At 50.7% G+C, this 15,639-nt stretch carries 13 protein-coding genes; 5 read left to right on the top strand and 8 right to left on the bottom strand.

Annotation, left to right across the window (positions count from 1 at the left end):
* Window positions 1-8 precede the first annotated feature (8 nt).
* From EG028_RS25155 to EG028_RS25140, 4 genes are all read right to left on the bottom strand, one after another.
* Window positions 9-1,250, bottom strand: a complete 1,242-nt coding sequence (locus EG028_RS25155) for a DEAD/DEAH box helicase (protein WP_120519122.1) — start codon at window positions 1,248-1,250, stop codon at window positions 9-11.
* A 62-nt stretch (window positions 1,251-1,312) separates the two neighbouring features.
* Window positions 1,313-1,855, bottom strand: a complete 543-nt coding sequence (locus EG028_RS25150) for a class I SAM-dependent methyltransferase (protein WP_120519121.1) — start codon at window positions 1,853-1,855, stop codon at window positions 1,313-1,315.
* A 366-nt stretch (window positions 1,856-2,221) separates the two neighbouring features.
* Window positions 2,222-3,235: a winged helix DNA-binding domain-containing protein gene (locus tag EG028_RS25145; RefSeq protein ID WP_120519120.1), complete on the bottom strand. Its 1,014-nt coding sequence runs from the start codon at window positions 3,233-3,235 to the stop codon at window positions 2,222-2,224.
* A gap of 66 nt (window positions 3,236-3,301) precedes the next feature.
* Window positions 3,302-4,888 (bottom strand): FMN-binding glutamate synthase family protein, encoded by a 1,587-nt coding sequence (locus tag EG028_RS25140; RefSeq protein WP_120519119.1) that lies wholly within the window; start codon window positions 4,886-4,888, stop codon window positions 3,302-3,304.
* Between the two features lie 163 nt (window positions 4,889-5,051).
* Between EG028_RS25140 and EG028_RS25135 the strand changes: the two genes are divergently transcribed.
* From EG028_RS25135 to EG028_RS25120, 4 genes are all read left to right on the top strand, one after another.
* Window positions 5,052-6,722, top strand: a complete 1,671-nt coding sequence (locus EG028_RS25135; RefSeq protein ID WP_162946636.1) for a sensor histidine kinase — start codon at window positions 5,052-5,054, stop codon at window positions 6,720-6,722.
* On the top strand, window positions 6,715-7,458 hold the full coding sequence (locus EG028_RS25130; RefSeq protein WP_120519117.1) for a LytR/AlgR family response regulator transcription factor: 744 nt from the start codon (window positions 6,715-6,717) through the stop codon (window positions 7,456-7,458). The genes EG028_RS25135 and EG028_RS25130 overlap by 8 nt, the downstream gene beginning before the upstream one ends.
* Before the next feature lie 442 nt (window positions 7,459-7,900).
* Window positions 7,901-8,461: a hypothetical protein gene (locus tag EG028_RS25125; RefSeq protein ID WP_123864794.1), complete on the top strand. Its 561-nt coding sequence runs from the start codon at window positions 7,901-7,903 to the stop codon at window positions 8,459-8,461.
* A 106-nt stretch (window positions 8,462-8,567) separates the two neighbouring features.
* Window positions 8,568-9,734 carry an AGE family epimerase/isomerase gene (locus EG028_RS25120; protein WP_120519115.1) on the top strand — a complete coding sequence of 389 codons (1,167 nt, stop codon included), beginning with the start codon at window positions 8,568-8,570 and terminating at the stop codon, window positions 9,732-9,734.
* Between the two features lie 81 nt (window positions 9,735-9,815).
* Here the strand turns inward: EG028_RS25120 and EG028_RS25115 are convergent, their stop codons facing one another.
* Complete coding sequence (locus tag EG028_RS25115; RefSeq protein WP_120519114.1) at window positions 9,816-10,568, bottom strand: hypothetical protein; 753 nt, start codon at window positions 10,566-10,568, stop codon at window positions 9,816-9,818.
* Between the two features lie 50 nt (window positions 10,569-10,618).
* Window positions 10,619-11,437, bottom strand: coding sequence for a universal stress protein (locus EG028_RS25110; RefSeq protein WP_120519113.1), 819 nt, complete (start codon window positions 11,435-11,437; stop codon window positions 10,619-10,621).
* A gap of 133 nt (window positions 11,438-11,570) precedes the next feature.
* On the opposite strand from EG028_RS25110, the gene EG028_RS25105 reads away from it, so the two are divergent.
* Entirely contained in the window at window positions 11,571-12,689 is a 1,119-nt protein-coding gene (locus EG028_RS25105) for a glycosyltransferase family 2 protein (protein WP_120519112.1), read from the top strand.
* On the opposite strand, the gene EG028_RS25100 is transcribed toward EG028_RS25105, so the two are convergent.
* Window positions 12,674-13,474: a glycosyltransferase family 2 protein gene (locus tag EG028_RS25100; protein WP_120519111.1), complete on the bottom strand. Its 801-nt coding sequence runs from the start codon at window positions 13,472-13,474 to the stop codon at window positions 12,674-12,676. The two genes, EG028_RS25105 and EG028_RS25100, sit on opposite strands and share 16 nt — an antisense overlap.
* A gap of 186 nt (window positions 13,475-13,660) precedes the next feature.
* A complete protein-coding gene (locus EG028_RS25095) occupies window positions 13,661-15,481 on the bottom strand; it encodes an ABC transporter ATP-binding protein (protein WP_120519110.1) in 1,821 nt (606 codons plus the stop codon).
* Between the last annotated feature and the right edge of the window lie 158 nt (window positions 15,482-15,639).

Below are 15,639 nucleotides of genomic sequence, written 5' to 3'. Positions count from 1 at the left end.
ATAATCATTTACTTCTTTTTCTTTTTCCTTTTTGCGCCTTTCATGGCTTTTTCGTGTTCGTCTATCAGAAGCTGCCAGTTATCGTTGGGTACTTCTTCGGAGAAACGGATGGTTTCCTGGTAATCGGACTTGTTGATGGTCATCACCTGTATCTCCCTGCCGGTGTATTGCTGGATGGCATCCAGCAGCGGTTTTTCTTCGGGGGCGCAGAAAGATACGGCCTGCCCTTTCTGTACGCCGCGGCCGGTACGGCCCACGCGGTGTACATAGTTTTCCGGCTCTTCCGGCATATCATAATTCACGACATAATCCACATTGGGGATATCAATGCCGCGGGCATTCACATCGGTAGTGACCAGTATCCGCACGTCTCCTTTCCTGAATTCATTCATCACGCTCAGCCTGTCTGCCTGCTCCTTGCCGCCGTGCATCACCAGGCTTTTGATACTCACGCGCTCCATAGCCAGGGCTACTCTTTCCGCTCTTACTTTTGTGCGGACAAATACGAGGACCTTATTCTCGGGGAATTCACGGACCAGCCTTTCAAGGAAAAAACGTTTGTCGTCCATACTCACAAAAGCCACGGAGTGGTTCACGTTTTTGGACACAGGATCGTCCGGTGATATCTGGATGCGGATGGGATTGCGTACGATGGAATACGCCAGGTCTTTGATCTCTTCGTCGATGGTGGCGGAGAAAAAAAGCGTCTGGTGGTTGCGGGGGAGGTGTTTGATCACGTCCCTTATGTCGCGGATGAAGCCAAGGTCCAGCATATGGTCCGCTTCGTCGAGGATGAGGGTTTGTACATGGCCGAGGTCCAGGTGGCCCTGGCTGACGAGGTCGAACATACGGCCGGGGGTGGCGATCAGGATATCCACGCCTTTGTCCAGCTTTTTGATCTGCGCTTCCTGTTCCACGCCGCCGTAAAGGCCCATGATGTCCACTTTGGTGTATTTAGCGAGGTGTTTGAACACATCGGATATCTGGACGGCCAGCTCGCGGGTAGGCACCATTACGAGGCATTTTACCTCACCTTTGGTGCGGGAGCGGCTCCGTTGTTGTAAAAGCTGTATGATGGGAATGGCAAAAGCGGCGGTTTTGCCGGTGCCGGTTTGTGCAATGGCCAGTACATCGTCCCCTTTCAGAATGGAGGGAATGGCCTTGTATTGTATGTCAGTGGGCCTTTTAAAACCCAGTTCTTCGAGGCTTCTTTTTAATTCTTCCGAAATGCGGTATTGTTCAAATTTCATGCGAGACTGCTTGTACTAAAGGGTACAAAGGTAGGCAAATTCCCGCTGGGCGGAGGAATAGTTCAGGCCGTGGCCCGGGAGCTGCCCGCAATCACTGAGGGCTGGGAGATAATACAAACGCAGGGACTTGGTGAAATTCGCTTGTACAGCACGTCGCGGATGAGGTATCCTCCTTTTGCCAGTTCGCCGGAGATCTTGTCCGCAAAGGACTTTACGACATCGATATTATCGGTGGGTGGCGGCTGGTGGAAAATGTACAATGCGCCCAGCGGAGCCAGGTAATCCCGGATCAGTTCCAGTTCTTTTTCGGCGTCTTTGTGGAACACGTTCACGTTAAAGGCGAAGATCTTGTCGAACTGCCGGTCTTTGAGCGGCGCTTCAATCAATGATCCATTGACGAAGGAGGCTTTTAATCCTGCGTTTTTCCGTATGGCCTTGTCTATCATAGCCGGGGAACTGTCTATGGCTGTGATGAAGCCTTTTTTTAACTGCGGCGCTATGAGTGAAACTGCAATGCCATGCCCGCAACCAATCTCCAGAATACGATCGTCGGGATGCACATGCAGCATTTCCACTGCCCAGTTGAATCGCTCGTTCATTTTCATATGCGTAATCAAACGTTATTAATATAAATATATTAATTTAATTTGATATTCTTACCGCAGTGGGCTGTGGTAATTTTGCAGCGGGTTAAATGATTGATATCCAGGGAAAAAGAAATCATTTCCCCATCTCTTTACAGTTGGCCCCCAGCCGGTGGAAAGTACCGGTATGATAGTATTTTGCCTTTTGCCCGCGGATAGCCTTGAAATAACAGTGCATTAGCCGGAGAACAGCCAGGGTAGATATAGGAGAGGTATAGGCAAAGCGGAGTTGAGGTGGAGATGAGGCGGACCTGATCCGCCGTTGAACCGGTTAATATTTTATCAGGACCACCGGAAAGTCGCGGAAGAGTTTAATCGGTGAGACCCTTACTTTTCAAAGAAATCCAGGTAATCGTCAATGGCTGCCTTTACGGCTTTTTCTTCTTTTTTATCCAGGGGGATGGGGAAATCGGTCTGTATTTTACCTTTTTCATCTTTCAGCCAGGTACCCCTTATCCTGCCATCCACCACGAAATTGTGGAGGTATTTGCGGGGGCCGGGGTGATTGTTAAGGAAACTTTTGTCTTTATAACTCATGCCGTATTCTTCATAATCAGGCATGATGAAGGTGGTCTGCCGGAGCGTGGCGGCTTTGGGTGTAGCCGGCACAAAATAATAATCCCCTTCTTTTTCAATGGAAGAGGGCAGGCCGTCCAGTCCGGCTCTGGCTTCTTTTATGGTTAACCCCGACCAATACACGAAATCCTGTATGGTGGCGGGGCCTCTTGTAATAAAAAAGCGGTGGAGGAATTGCGCCAGGGCTTCTTCCGTACTCATCTTTCTGACGGGGGGTACTCTTTCTTCCAGCAAAGCGTAAGTGAACTGTTTACCGATCCTCGGCCCGCTGCAAATGATGCCTTCCAGTTCGGCGTACATCAGCAGGTAGGCAAGCCTCAGTTCTTTCGCGTCCACCTTTGCTTTTTTAAATGCCTCGTTCAGCTCCGCACGGGTGAGATGATTGCCCGCCAGTGTTTTTTCAATCACTTTACAGGATATTGAAAACACGGTTTTATCCAGCCCCAGCTGCCGGTAATAATAAGCATTGGCCTGGTGTACCCTTGGCGCGGTAAGCGCCAGCAACCACCGGATATCGGCGGGGCCGGCGAAGTGCCAGGTGGGGCGCATGAGGTGCGTGCGTAATATTTTTCCTTCGTTGAAAGCCTTGTCTGCCGCCGCTTCGGTAAGCCCGGGCAGGCGCAGGCGGAGGGAGAATTTGGAAGGCGCATAATCCTGCGCCTGAACGGCGATCATCGCCTGTACCACTTCTTCGGGGCTTTTGCAGGCAGGCTCGGTGATCTGCTGGTTGTGCAAACGGAGCTGGACGAGATCGGCGGGTTTCATGTCTTAAATGTAAAGAAAAAAGCGGCTGCTCCCGGGAGGAACAGCCGATTTTTGAAAACGTTTTATTTAATACCAGCGGTCCGGGTGGGCCATTTCGTAATCCTGTTTGTATTTCTCCGGGATCTTGTTCGTGATCATGCAGCTGGGCTCCAGCGAAGGGAAAATATCTTCGAAAGTACGCACTTCGTTCATAAATACGCGGCGGTAGATATGCGAGCGGGTCAGCTTTTTATAATCATCAATGCCGGCGGCGCCCATAAGCTCCACGAATGATTTCACCGTGTCTTCGTGATAATTCGCCACGCGTTGTTTTTTATCGCTCACCACCAGTCCGATGGAAAGGGCCGGGTCCTGTGTGGCTACGCCGGTCGGGCATTTGTTTGAGTTGCATTGCAGCGCCTGGATACATCCGATGGCCATCATCATCGCCCTTGCGCTACTGCAGGCGTCCGCCCCCAGCGCGATGGCGCGCAGCAGGTGGAAGCCGGACAATATCTTGCCGGAGGCAATGATCTTGATATGCTGGCGGATATTAAAACCTACGAGCATATTGTGTACAAAGGCAAGCCCGTCCAGCAGGGGAGCGCCCACGTGATTGGAGAATTCCTGGGGAGCGGCGCCGGTGCCGCCTTCGCCACCGTCCACGGTGATGAAGTCCGGGTAGATGTCCAGCTCCAGCATGGCTTTGCAGATGCCGATAAATTCGCTTTTGCGGCCGATACACAGTTTGAACCCTACGGGTTTGCCGCCGGACAGCCGGCGCATCCTGTGAATGAACTGCACGAGTTCTTTCGGGTTCGTGAACGCGCTGTGATAGGGCGGGGAATAGATCGTGGTGCCGGGCTTCACGTGGCGGATGGCAGCAATTTCCGGTGTGTTCTTTTTAGCGGGAAGGATGCCGCCGTGGCCGGGTTTTGCGCCTTGTGAAAGTTTGAGTTCCACCATCCTGATCTGAGGGGCGGCAACATTTTGGGCGAACAGTTCATCGGAGAACTTCCCGTCATCGTCGCGGCAGCCAAAATAACCGGTGCCTATCTGCCAGATAATGTCCCCGTTGTGTTTCAGGTGATAAGGACTGAGGCCGCCTTCGCCGGTGTTGTGAGCGAAGTTGCCGATCTTTGCGCCCGCGTTCAGGGCCTCTATTGCATTGCTGCTCAGCGAGCCGAAGCTCATGGCGGATACGTTGAAGATACTGGCGGAATAAGGCTGTGTACAGTCTTTATTGCCGATCGTTACGCGGGGTTTATGGTCCAGGTTGTGAAAGTCTTTGGGGGAAATGGAATGGCTCATCCATTCGTAACCTTCTTCGTACACATCCAGCTGGGTGCCGAAAGGCATGGTGTCCATTTCGCGTTTGGCGCGCTGGTAGATGGTGGAGCGGTCTATGCGGTTGATAGGCCGCCCGTCTATGTCGGATTCCACGAAATACTGGTACATTTTGGGGCGGAGGGCTTCCATCCAGTAACGCATCCTGCCAAATACAGGGTAGGTGCGCATGATGGAGTGACTGGTTTGCCGCATGTCGTTGATCCCCATGATAAAGAGCGTGATAATCAGAGCCAGCAGTACGTACCACCAGGGGCTGGCGAAAAATCCGAGGAGGAATGCGCCGATTATCCCGATGACCGCACTGATAATAAATCCTTTCCGCATTGTTGGTCGTTTTTAATCAACTGCAAATTTAGGGAATATTCAAATTGGCGGCTGTTTTACAGAATTCAAACGCAAAGCCCCGGAATTCAGGAAAGCCGTTCACCCAATGCTGCAAATCGTGAAGATTTGTAAAAAAATCAGCATTAACTTTAGAATTCATCTTATGAAGAAAATTTTCGCACTCTTTTGTTTTCTCTCTTTTGCAGGCGCAATGAGCGCCAGGGCGCAGGTATTTTTTGAGGACCATGACATGAGCCACTATTTTCTATTGCAGAAAACGATAGTGACGGTACATGCCAATTATTTCGTTCCAAAACAAACCCCCAAACGAGACCCCGTCTTCATCGATTCAGCTTCGCAGCTTTTCGCATACGATACCTACAGCAGGGACCTGACGGTGAGCATCGTGGAAGCGGATCATAAATACTGGTCATCCCCGCGTCTTTCCGGGCAGTTTTTTACAGATCAGAAAACCAGCAGCCAGGATTATTATAAAACGGACAGGATGGAAGTGCGCATCACACATAATGGCCGCATAAAGGACTGGAAACCGGTGGAAACCATGCCGTCCTTCGAAGATCCATGGATACGCAGCAATAAAGACGGCGGGTATAGAATTTCCTGGTGGCTGTTCAAAGACACGCTGGCGGTGGGAGACAGCCTGTTGATAGAACTTCGCCGCAAAGACGGCCTGAAGCTCCAGCGTATTGGTTTCGTACGTAAACCCACAGACTTTAAACCGTTTGTCATCCAGATAGGTCACGATACTACGCAGCGCTCGGAGCAGGCATACATCAATTCATATATCAAAATGCTGCGGCTGTCCGAAAACGGCGAGGCCTTTTATAAAGACCGGCCGGGTAATAACGGGCCGGAAAAACGGGAAAGATACTTTCCCGGTTCGAGGCTGACCTTTTTCTTTCGCAGGCCCTCCTTTTCGAAAGATGAACAACCTTTTGAGTACCGCATCACCGGTGGCCGCTTTAAGATGGACTGGGAATCATCCGGGCCCGTGATCATCACCGGCGCGCTACAGGCCGGCGACGATGCGGTGCTGGAAGTACGATACCGTGAAAAGCCACAGGAGGTGTACAGATATGGATTTTATGTACCGGAGGCATATTACCAGGCGCCCTGGTTCAAAATACTGGAAATAACAGGCATTATCTTCGTGATAATGCTTGTCGTTTTTATTTTCATCACGCGCCGCAGAAAACGTGAACTGAGCCGGCGTAAACTGGAAATGAAAGCCCTCTACGCCCAGTTAAACCCGCACTTTGTATTTAACGCGCTCAGTTCCATCCAGGGCCTCGTAAACGACCGGCAGACGGACAAAGCCAATGAATACCTCACCGGCTTTTCCACCCTGCTCCGCAATTCCATGCAAAGCGGCCAGAAGGAAACCGTACCGCTGGAACTGGAACTTCGCCACCTGGATAATTACATCCGCCTGGAGAAACTGCGCTTTAATTTTGAATACGGCCTGGAACTGGACCCTCTATTGCCGCTGAATGACCTGGAAGTACCGCCTTTTCTGGCGCAGCCGATGGTGGAAAACGCGGTGAAACATGGCGTGGCCGCAAAAGGAGAACAGGGCGAACTGATCATCAGGGTTAGCCGGGAAGGACGGGATATCGTATTTTCCATTACGGATAATGGCCCGGGCTTTAACCCCACGGCTGTTTCAGACCGCCAGGGCATCCGCCTCACCCGCGACCGCATTGCCCTGTTCAACAAAACGAACCGCGAAAAACAAGTGCAGATGAACATACAAAGCAACCAAACCGGTACTACCGTTGTGATACTTTATAAAAACTGGACAGAAAATGCTTAAAGCCGTACTGATAGACGATGAGCCGCATAACCTGCTCAACCTCCGGCGCCTGCTGGAGCAGCATTGCAGCGAAGTAACCGTGGCGGGTGAAGCGCATAACGCGGATGAAGGCATTCTCCAGATCGGCAAACACCAGCCCGATATCGTTTTCCTGGATATCCAGATGCCCGGCAAAAACGGTTTTGATGTGCTGCTGGCCCTCCCTGACGCGCAATTTGAAGTAGTTTTTGTAACGGCTTACGATCAATATGGCATTCAGGCGGTGAAGTTCTCCGCCATGGATTACCTTCTCAAACCAGTCAACATCGATGAACTGAAAGGGGCCGTCAGTAAAGCGCTTCAGCGCCGCGCACAAAAAGACCGCCAGCTGGGGCACCTGCTGACGGTCTTAAAACAGGGCAGTCTTCAACAGGACCACCGTATTGTATTGCCTTCGGCGAAAGAAAACCGCCTTGTATTTGTGAATGACATCACCCGCTGCGAAAGCAACAACAGTTACACCACCATGTACCTCCGGGGCGGTGAAAAGATGCTGGTATCCGTTCCGCTCTTTGAATACGAGGAAATGCTGCGCCCTTACGGTTTTGTACGCTGCCACCAGAGCCATCTTGTGAACCGCCGCCATGTGCGCAGCATCCTCAAGGACGGCGGCATGGACCTGCTGATGGAAGATGGTTCCCGCGTGCCGGTTTCCCGGGACAGGAAGGATAAGGTGAGGCAGGAGCTGGTGAACTAAGTATGTAACAGGGCTGTCTCCCGGCCGTTTATTGCATAGGTCACTTATGGGCATCCTTTTACAGAAGACAACAAATAACCTATCTCCGGCGTTATACCTAAACCCCTTAAGCATCAGCACACTCACTGTTCTCCTGTCATCTTAAAACCATGCATATGGCACAGGTGTTGATTTTTTTCCACGGTATTAACCCACCGGAACATGCTCCTCCCTGAGTACAGGACGCTCACCCAGGCCCGTTTTTCTATAATTAACCGGCAACAAAACAAACCGTAAAACACGGCAAACTTCTTGTTACGTTGAAATATGAATCCAACAGGTGATCCATTGATCAACAAACCGGAACAATTACCCTGAAACACTGAAGCGCCCGCCCCGGCATAAACATTGAGCACCTGCCTTCCCCCACTGGCCGTGGAAACACTGCCGCAAATCATATTGTATGAGAAATCTGTTAGTAATCTGTTTGTTAGGAGCACAGTTAACCGGCACGCCCCTTTTTGCTCAAAACGAAATATCCGGCGAAACACCGGTCAAAAAGGAAAAAGAATCCCTTGTGGCCGATAATGATATTGTATTCCGGCTATTCGGGAAAACCCGTGAAGACCTCTTTTCCAATTACCTCCACATAACGCGCAGCGAACAAACGGAGTTTACCGAAGCCCTGATGCAGTACGAAAACGAAAAAGCCCCTTTCACGGAAGAAAGGATCGCCCTGCTGAGACTGTATAACGAAAAATTCCAGAGCGTGGACGAACAAATGATGACCGAGCTGACCAAAAGCATCATCAAAAACGATAAGGAATTTGTATCGCTGCAGATCCGGTATTACCGCAGAATGATCAAATTGCTGGGCAGCAACCGAGCGGCGATGTTCTTCCAGCTGGACAATTACCTGGAGCTGAGCAGCAGGCTTTATATACAGGACGGCCTGCCGTTTATCAAAGAACTTGAAACGGACCGCAAGCTGGCCGTTGCACGACTGCAGACGGATATACATTAGCGGCCTTTCATATCTCGGCTCTTCTTTCCTGACTGCCGGACGGCAGCCAACGGGTTGTTTTGGGCTATGCCGGAACAATTGGCGCGATTTTGTTGTTCTTCATCATATGCAAACCGATTTAAAACCAGCTTTACAACAGGAGCTGACCAGCGTCCTGGATTTTTGGATGAAACATACCGTGGACGAGCAATCCGGAGGTTTTTACGGAAGGCTGGCGAATGATAATACGCCGGACCGTTTTGCGCTGAAAGGCTCCGTGCTGAACGCCCGCATCCTCTGGGCTTTTTCCGCTGCGTATACGGCAGACCGTAAGCCTGAATATCTTGAAATGGCCCGCCGCGCCTACGATTTCATCAATACATACCTGGTGGACAAAGAGTTTGGCGGAGTGCTCTGGTGCGTGGATTATTCCGGCCATCCTGTGGAAACGCAGAAACAGGTATACGCCATCGCCTTCACCCTGTACGCTTTCAGTGAATATTTCAAGGCCACGGGGCTGGAAGAGGCGAAAGAAAAAGCGATCGGGATGTACAGTCTTATCCAGCTGTACGGGTATGATTGTATCCACGGAGGTTACCAGGAAGCGTTTACCCGCGACTGGAAGGATTTTTCACAGCCTGAGAAGGACATGGACGTCAAAAAGTCCATGAATACACACCTGCATATCCTGGAAGCATATGCGAACCTGTATTCCATCTGGCCGGACGAGTCGCTGAAAACCCATCTCCGGGACCTGCTGCTGGTATTCCACGACAAGATCGTGAACAAAGAAACGGGGCATTTGCACCTGTTTTTTGATGAACAATGGAACCCGCAGGGAGAGACGCTGAGTTACGGTCATGATATTGAAGCCAGCTGGCTTTTGCAGCAGGCAGCCGAAATACTGGGTGATGAAGAATTAACAGGGAAGTTCAAAATACTGGCCCCGCGGATGGCCGATGCAGCTTCTGAAGGATTGGATACAGACGGTGGTCTCTGGCAGGAATTTGATCTTTCAGATCAAAAGCTGGTCCCTGAAAAACTGTGGTGGCCACAGGCGGAAGCGATCGTGGGGTTTGTGAATGCATACCAGGCAAGCAATGATGAGAAGTACCTGCGGATGGCTGAAGGTTCCTGGGATTTTATCCGGACGCATATCCTGGACAGGGAGCATGGTGAATGGCACTGGGGCATAGATGCGGAGAAACAGCAAATGAAGGAAGATAAAGTGGGCATCTGGAAATGCCCTTATCATAACAGCCGGGCCTGTCTGGAGGTGATGCGCAGGCTGTAAAGATTACAATATGCCGTGGTGCATGGCAAAGTTCGCTGCCTACATCCTGATAATCTCCACTTCCCGTTTCGTGAGCTGGTGTTACCAGCCCGTCGCAAAAAGATTACGTGCGCCTTTGATGCCGCAGTGCTGGTATTTGTTGTACGCCTGCGCCACCTTTTCACGGATGGATGCGGCGGTTTCGTTCAGCAGCCAGGCATCCACCATCGCATCCAGCGTATAGGCTTCGGGAGAAAGCAGGTGGGTGGTCCAGATCAGGGGCTGGGCGCCTGTTTTTTTGAGGGCTTCGTAAAAGTAAGGTTTGCTTGCGCAGGCGAATATCGCGGCCTGCCGGGGCCTGTTATTTACCGGTGACGGCGTTTGTGTGAGCTGGAAGTCCATCAGGCCGTTGTGGCCCACAAAACAGATCAGCTGCGAGCCGCCGCCTGCCGGTATGGCCGGTTCGCCGAGAGTGAAGGATTGTTTGCCGGCGGCATAGTCCAGGAAGGTGGAAACGGTTTGTTTCATATACGCGCCGTTGTACGCATCCGCCACCAGGTAACAGTCCTTGCCGGTATGTTTGAACACCAGCCGTTCGTAGATATTGGCGGAAGGATTGGCGATAGTACGCAGCAGTTTCCAGTCCGGTTGTTTTTTCAGGAATGTTTTGACGCCGTAGCCGCAACCCCAGTAGAGATTGTTAGCGGGGTCCTGCCCGTTGCCGATGCGTGCGGGCACTTTTACAATACCCTGGTATTGGTTGTCACAGAGGGCTACGAGCACGTGAATCGTTTTGGTCTGGGCGGACAGCAGCTGTGTGCAGCAAAGGCAGGTAAGGAGGATTATCACGCGCATGTGGATGTTTTACAGGTAGATGCTTTGCGTCGTTTATTCCATAAGGTATACTACCGCATGATCACCACCGGCACATCCGCGTTAAAAGCCAGCCGTTTGGTAATGCTTTTGTGAAACAGCTCCGCAAAGAACCCGTATTCCCCGGGAATGGCGAGCAGCATATCCGCGTTGCTCTCCGCCGCGTATCCCTGTATGCCGGCGATAAGGTCAATATTCTGTACTTCGTGGTAAGATGAAGGCGTGAGGCCGAATGCCCGCAATACCTCTTCGGGCGCTTCGCCGCTGTTTTCTTCCGTGGTGGATACATGCACGATCTCCAGCGTGGCATGCAGGTCGTTCAAAATCGACCGGATGCCGGATACCTGGTGATCCTGTAAGGGTTGTTTTGTGTTGTAGGCGAACAATATGCGGTGCACTTTTTCGTATACAACGGCATGCGGCACAATTACGAGCGGCAGATTGGTTGTATCGGCTGCGTTCAGCGCGTTGCTGCCGATAAAACGTTGCTCCAGCGCACTTTTCCCGGTGATGCCCATGACGGCCGCTGAGATGTTTACATCTGCCAATGCTTCGTGCAGGCCTTCGAGGAAGGTGAGGGGGCTTATTTTTGTTTCGATGTTGACGTACTCCACCAGCAGGCTTTGCAGTTCCTGTTTCAGTTTAGCCATCTGCTGATCCAGCATCTGACGATATTCGGGCGTATCCGCATCCGTCAGCGCGAGTATGGCGCTGGTAGGCTGCGGGGGAAAGCCATAGGCATGAAAAAGAACAATGTCCGTGGCTTTTGCCTGCCGGGCAAATGAAACGGCATAACGGGCGGCGTTGAATGCCGTGTCTGAAAAGTCGGTGGGTACGAGTATTTTTTGCATGTCTGGTCTGGTTATGTAGTGTAATAACAAAACATGTACCGGGTAGTTGAAATATACCAGAAAAACGACAATAAATAGTAGCTTTGCGGCGCGGCTTTCCGCATTTTACTGATCTAAATTTTAACATATCCGCATGTCCGTTCAAATAGATGTAGTTATACCTTCATTCAGGCTGGAAGAGCATTACCTGTTGCCGATCCTTTCTTTGAAAAGGCCTGCGGATACTGAGATCAGGTTTTTCCTGGTGGCGGACAATCCCGCTGTGGTGCCATCTCCCGCCATTCAGCAACTGGTGGACAATCAGCGTGTATTCCTCTCTATCAACCCGGAGAACCTGGGCGCGGCGCGCACGCGTAATAAAGCCATGGAAATGGGCAATGCCGAATGGATATTGTTCCTGGACGATGACATCACCGTGCCGGCCAACCTCCTGGAAATTTACGCGGAAGCCATCCGCAGGTTCCCAAAGGAGATCGGTTTTATCGGGCTGGTGAATATGCCGCCGCCACACAAGGCTTTCTCTCACGCTATTGTTGCCAGCGGCAGCATGGATATTTTTAAGATCGCGAAAGACAGGAAATCTTTTGCCTGGGGCGCTACGGCAAATATGATGATCAGCCGCGTGGCCATGGGGGATGTACGTTTCTCCGAGATATTCCCGAAAGCAGGAGGAGGGGAGGATGTGGACTTTTTTATGAATATCCGTGAGCGGAATAACTTTACCGATTTCAAATCCTTACCGGAGGCCGCTGTGGAGCATCCCTGGTGGAACAACGAAGCGTCTAATTTCAAACGGCCTTTCCGTTATGGCATGGGCAACAGCTGGCTGCCGCAGCTCAATCCGAAATATGCTTACCACGACTTTCCGAATACCATAGAAACTGTTTTCCTCGCATTGATAACCGGCATTGCCGCCGCTTTTCTGAAACCGTCGCTGCTGCCTGCCATTGGCCTTTTCATCGGGGGCGTGGTGTTAATAGAAATAGTGGCGGGAGCCGTACAGTCCGCCAAAAGAAGAGCCAAACCCAGCATTGAAGTGTATTTTTACCTGCTGCTGCTGAGGCTGATCCAGGAAGCCGGGATGTTCTGGGGGAATATTTCCAGGGGGCGCCTGGTGGGTATTACCGAGCGCTTTAATTACAACGGCAGTTTCAGGAAGACCCATTTCTACCGTACCAACACTTACAAACTCGTGAAATGGGTGCTTTATCCCTTACTGGTGATCTGGATCTGGCGTTACACCTCCGCGTAACCGTTCAGGCATGAAATGATCTTGTAACGGATCGTTTCCATATACCGGTATTCATTCGCAATCACTTCTGATTTTGAATTGCACTTGTGGTGAAGGTGATAACACACCGCCGCCATTTTAAGGCGTTTTTTGAGGATGCCGGCATTGATCAGCCGTGCCGCAAACTCGTTGTCTTCAGAGCCCCAGCCGTTGAAGGTATTGTTATAACCGTTGATGGCAATGAAGTCCTCTTTCCAGAAAGCAAGGTTGCAGCCTTTGGTGTTAGTGGATTTTTGTTTGGTCATCTTGAAGATAAAAGACAACCAGGGCATACGCAGTGAATTGATCCTGCTGCCGATACCCGTGCTGAAGAAATGCAGCGGGCCTGAATGACCGTGTGAAAGGATATCTCCGGTCCTGGATTCGCTGATCATGGTGCGGGCGCCCTGGATAAACTGGCCGCGGCGCGCATGACGAACGTGATCCTGCACAAAACGGGGGTGTAATAAAATGTCCCCGTCTATTTCAATGATGTAATCTACTTCGGATAATTTAACTGCCTTGTTCAGGATAATACTTTTTCTGAACCCGTCATCATCATGCCAGGCATGTTTAAAGGGGATCTGAAGGATGTGCTCCCAACGGCGGATCACTTCCGCTGTGGCAGGTCCGGAACCGTCATCGGCAATGATGATCTCGTCCGGCATTCTCGTTTGGTTTTGGATGCTGGCAAAAATAGTTTCGAGCGCTTTTGGCCAGTTGTAGGTTGAAATCAGCAATCCTACTTTGAACGATTGTCTTTCCATTCAAGGATTATTTCAGGTTTTTACTAAAGATTGGCCGTTCGCAGACCATATCTTTGGTCGATAGTTGATAGTCAGGTTTCGGCATCCCTGTTCCTTTTATAACGGGGATCATTCGAAAATGTTACAGCACGCGCTTAAAAATATGAAAATATAAGTTATAAAAATAGAGTATATATTTATTTTTTATCAGCTGCCGCTAAAAGTCTGCATTTCTATCAACTTCCTGTATAGACCATTTTGGGCTAATAACTCAATATGAGTGCCAGTTTCAACAATCCTTCCCTGCTCCAGGACAATGATTAAATCAGCACTCTGAATAGTGCTTAAACGGTGGGCAATTATAACGGAAGTCCTGTTTTTCATGAGATTATTGAGAGCATCCTGCACCATTTTCTCGGATTCCGTGTCCAGGGCGGATGTAGCCTCGTCAAGCAGCATCAGGGGCGGGTTGCGGAGCACTGCGCGGGCAATACAGATACGCTGGCGCTGGCCGCCGGAAAGTTTTACTCCGCGGTCCCCAATACGCGTCTGGTAGCCGTTTTCAGTGCCTATGATGAACTCATGGGCATTCGCGATCCGGGCTGCGGCTTCCACTTCTTCCTGCGTAGCAGCAAGGTTCCCGAAAGCGATATTGTTAAAAATGGTGTCGTTGAACAGAATGGTATCCTGGTTGACTATTCCCATCAGGTCCCTTACGGACTCCAGGGTGTATTCCTTGATGTCATGCCCGTCTATCCTTACTTCCCCGCTCCAGGGCTCTATAAACCTCGGGATAAGGTCCATCAGGGTGCTTTTGCCGCCGCCTGAAGGGCCTACCAGCGCCACGCTTTTCCCTTTGGGGATACTGAAGCTCACATGGTCCAGGATCGTCCTTTCGCCATAACCGAAGGTCACGTCGCGGAACTCGATCCTGTCTTTAAAGTCCTTGATGGGCTTCGCATCCGGCGCATTTACGATGCTGGGTTTAGTGTCTATCAGGTTCAAGACCCTTTCACCGGCCGCAATACCGGAGTGAATATTGGAGAATGATTGTGAAATAGCCTTGGCCGGGCGCATGATCTGGGAAAAAATAGCAATATATGCGATGAACGCCGCCGGTTCCAGCTCCTTGCTGCCCCCCGCAATGAGGGTGCCGCCGTAATAAACGATGCCCGCCACCATCAGTACTCCCATAAATTCGGATACCGGGGAGGCCAGCTGTATCCTTTTGGCCATGGAGCGGATGATGCGGCTGTATTGTTTGTTCTCGTTGTTAAAACGTTCCTTGATATATGGGGCTGCATTAAAAGCCTTGATGATCCTGATGCCGGAAAGGGCCTCATCCAGGTAACTGATCATATTCCCGTAAGTTTCGTGGCTTTCGGTAGCCTGCTGTTTCAGCCGCTTTACGATCTTGGAGATCAACCAGCCCGCCAGGGGGATCACCAGCATGGAAAACAGGGTGAGTTTATAAGAGATCATGAACAACATGACCAGGTAAGTGATTAATGTTAAAGGTTCCTTAAAAATTACCTGGAGGGTGCCTGTTACTGAAAATTGAACGGTCTGCACGTCCGAAGACACCTTCGACATGATATCGCCCTTCCTTTCATTGTTAAAATAAGCAAGGTCGAGGTTCATCACGTTGTTGAACACGGATTTCCGGAGATTCAGCAAGGTATGGATGCGGAGGTTTTCCATTGTCTTTTCGGACAGGTACCTGAAGATATTGCTGATGAGTACGGATAATATAATAACCCCGCAAACCCAGAGCAGGGTCTTTTCGAGCCCGATGGTCGAGTTGAATTTGGCGGCGTAATAGTTCAGGTTATCAATCACGTTAAAAGAGCTGGTGGGCGGCTCGGGGTTGACTTTGGCTTCCTTGTCAAACAAGGTGGTGAGCAATGGAGCCACCAGCGCAAGGTTCAACGTGCCGAACACCACGGATATCAGCGTGAACAGGATATATGGGACTGCATATCTTCCAATCGGTTTAGCAAACGATAAAAGCCTGAAATACGTCTTCATGTATTGATTAATCTAGATAAAACGTGCAAAGCTAGTTATTATTTGGCAGATTGCCCCCGAAATGCGTATGGTACGCCATGGACGGATATCTACAGAATGGGCAAAACAGGCCGGAAACAGGCGGTTTAGGGGGATGGCATGTTTATGGCCCTGTATAC

Origin of the sequence: Chitinophaga barathri, from assembly GCF_003807585.1 — a bacterium.
GTDB lineage: Bacteria > Bacteroidota > Bacteroidia > Chitinophagales > Chitinophagaceae > Chitinophaga > Chitinophaga barathri.
Note: the sequence above shows the minus strand (reverse complement) of the source record. Positions and strands in the feature narration are given on the sequence as shown.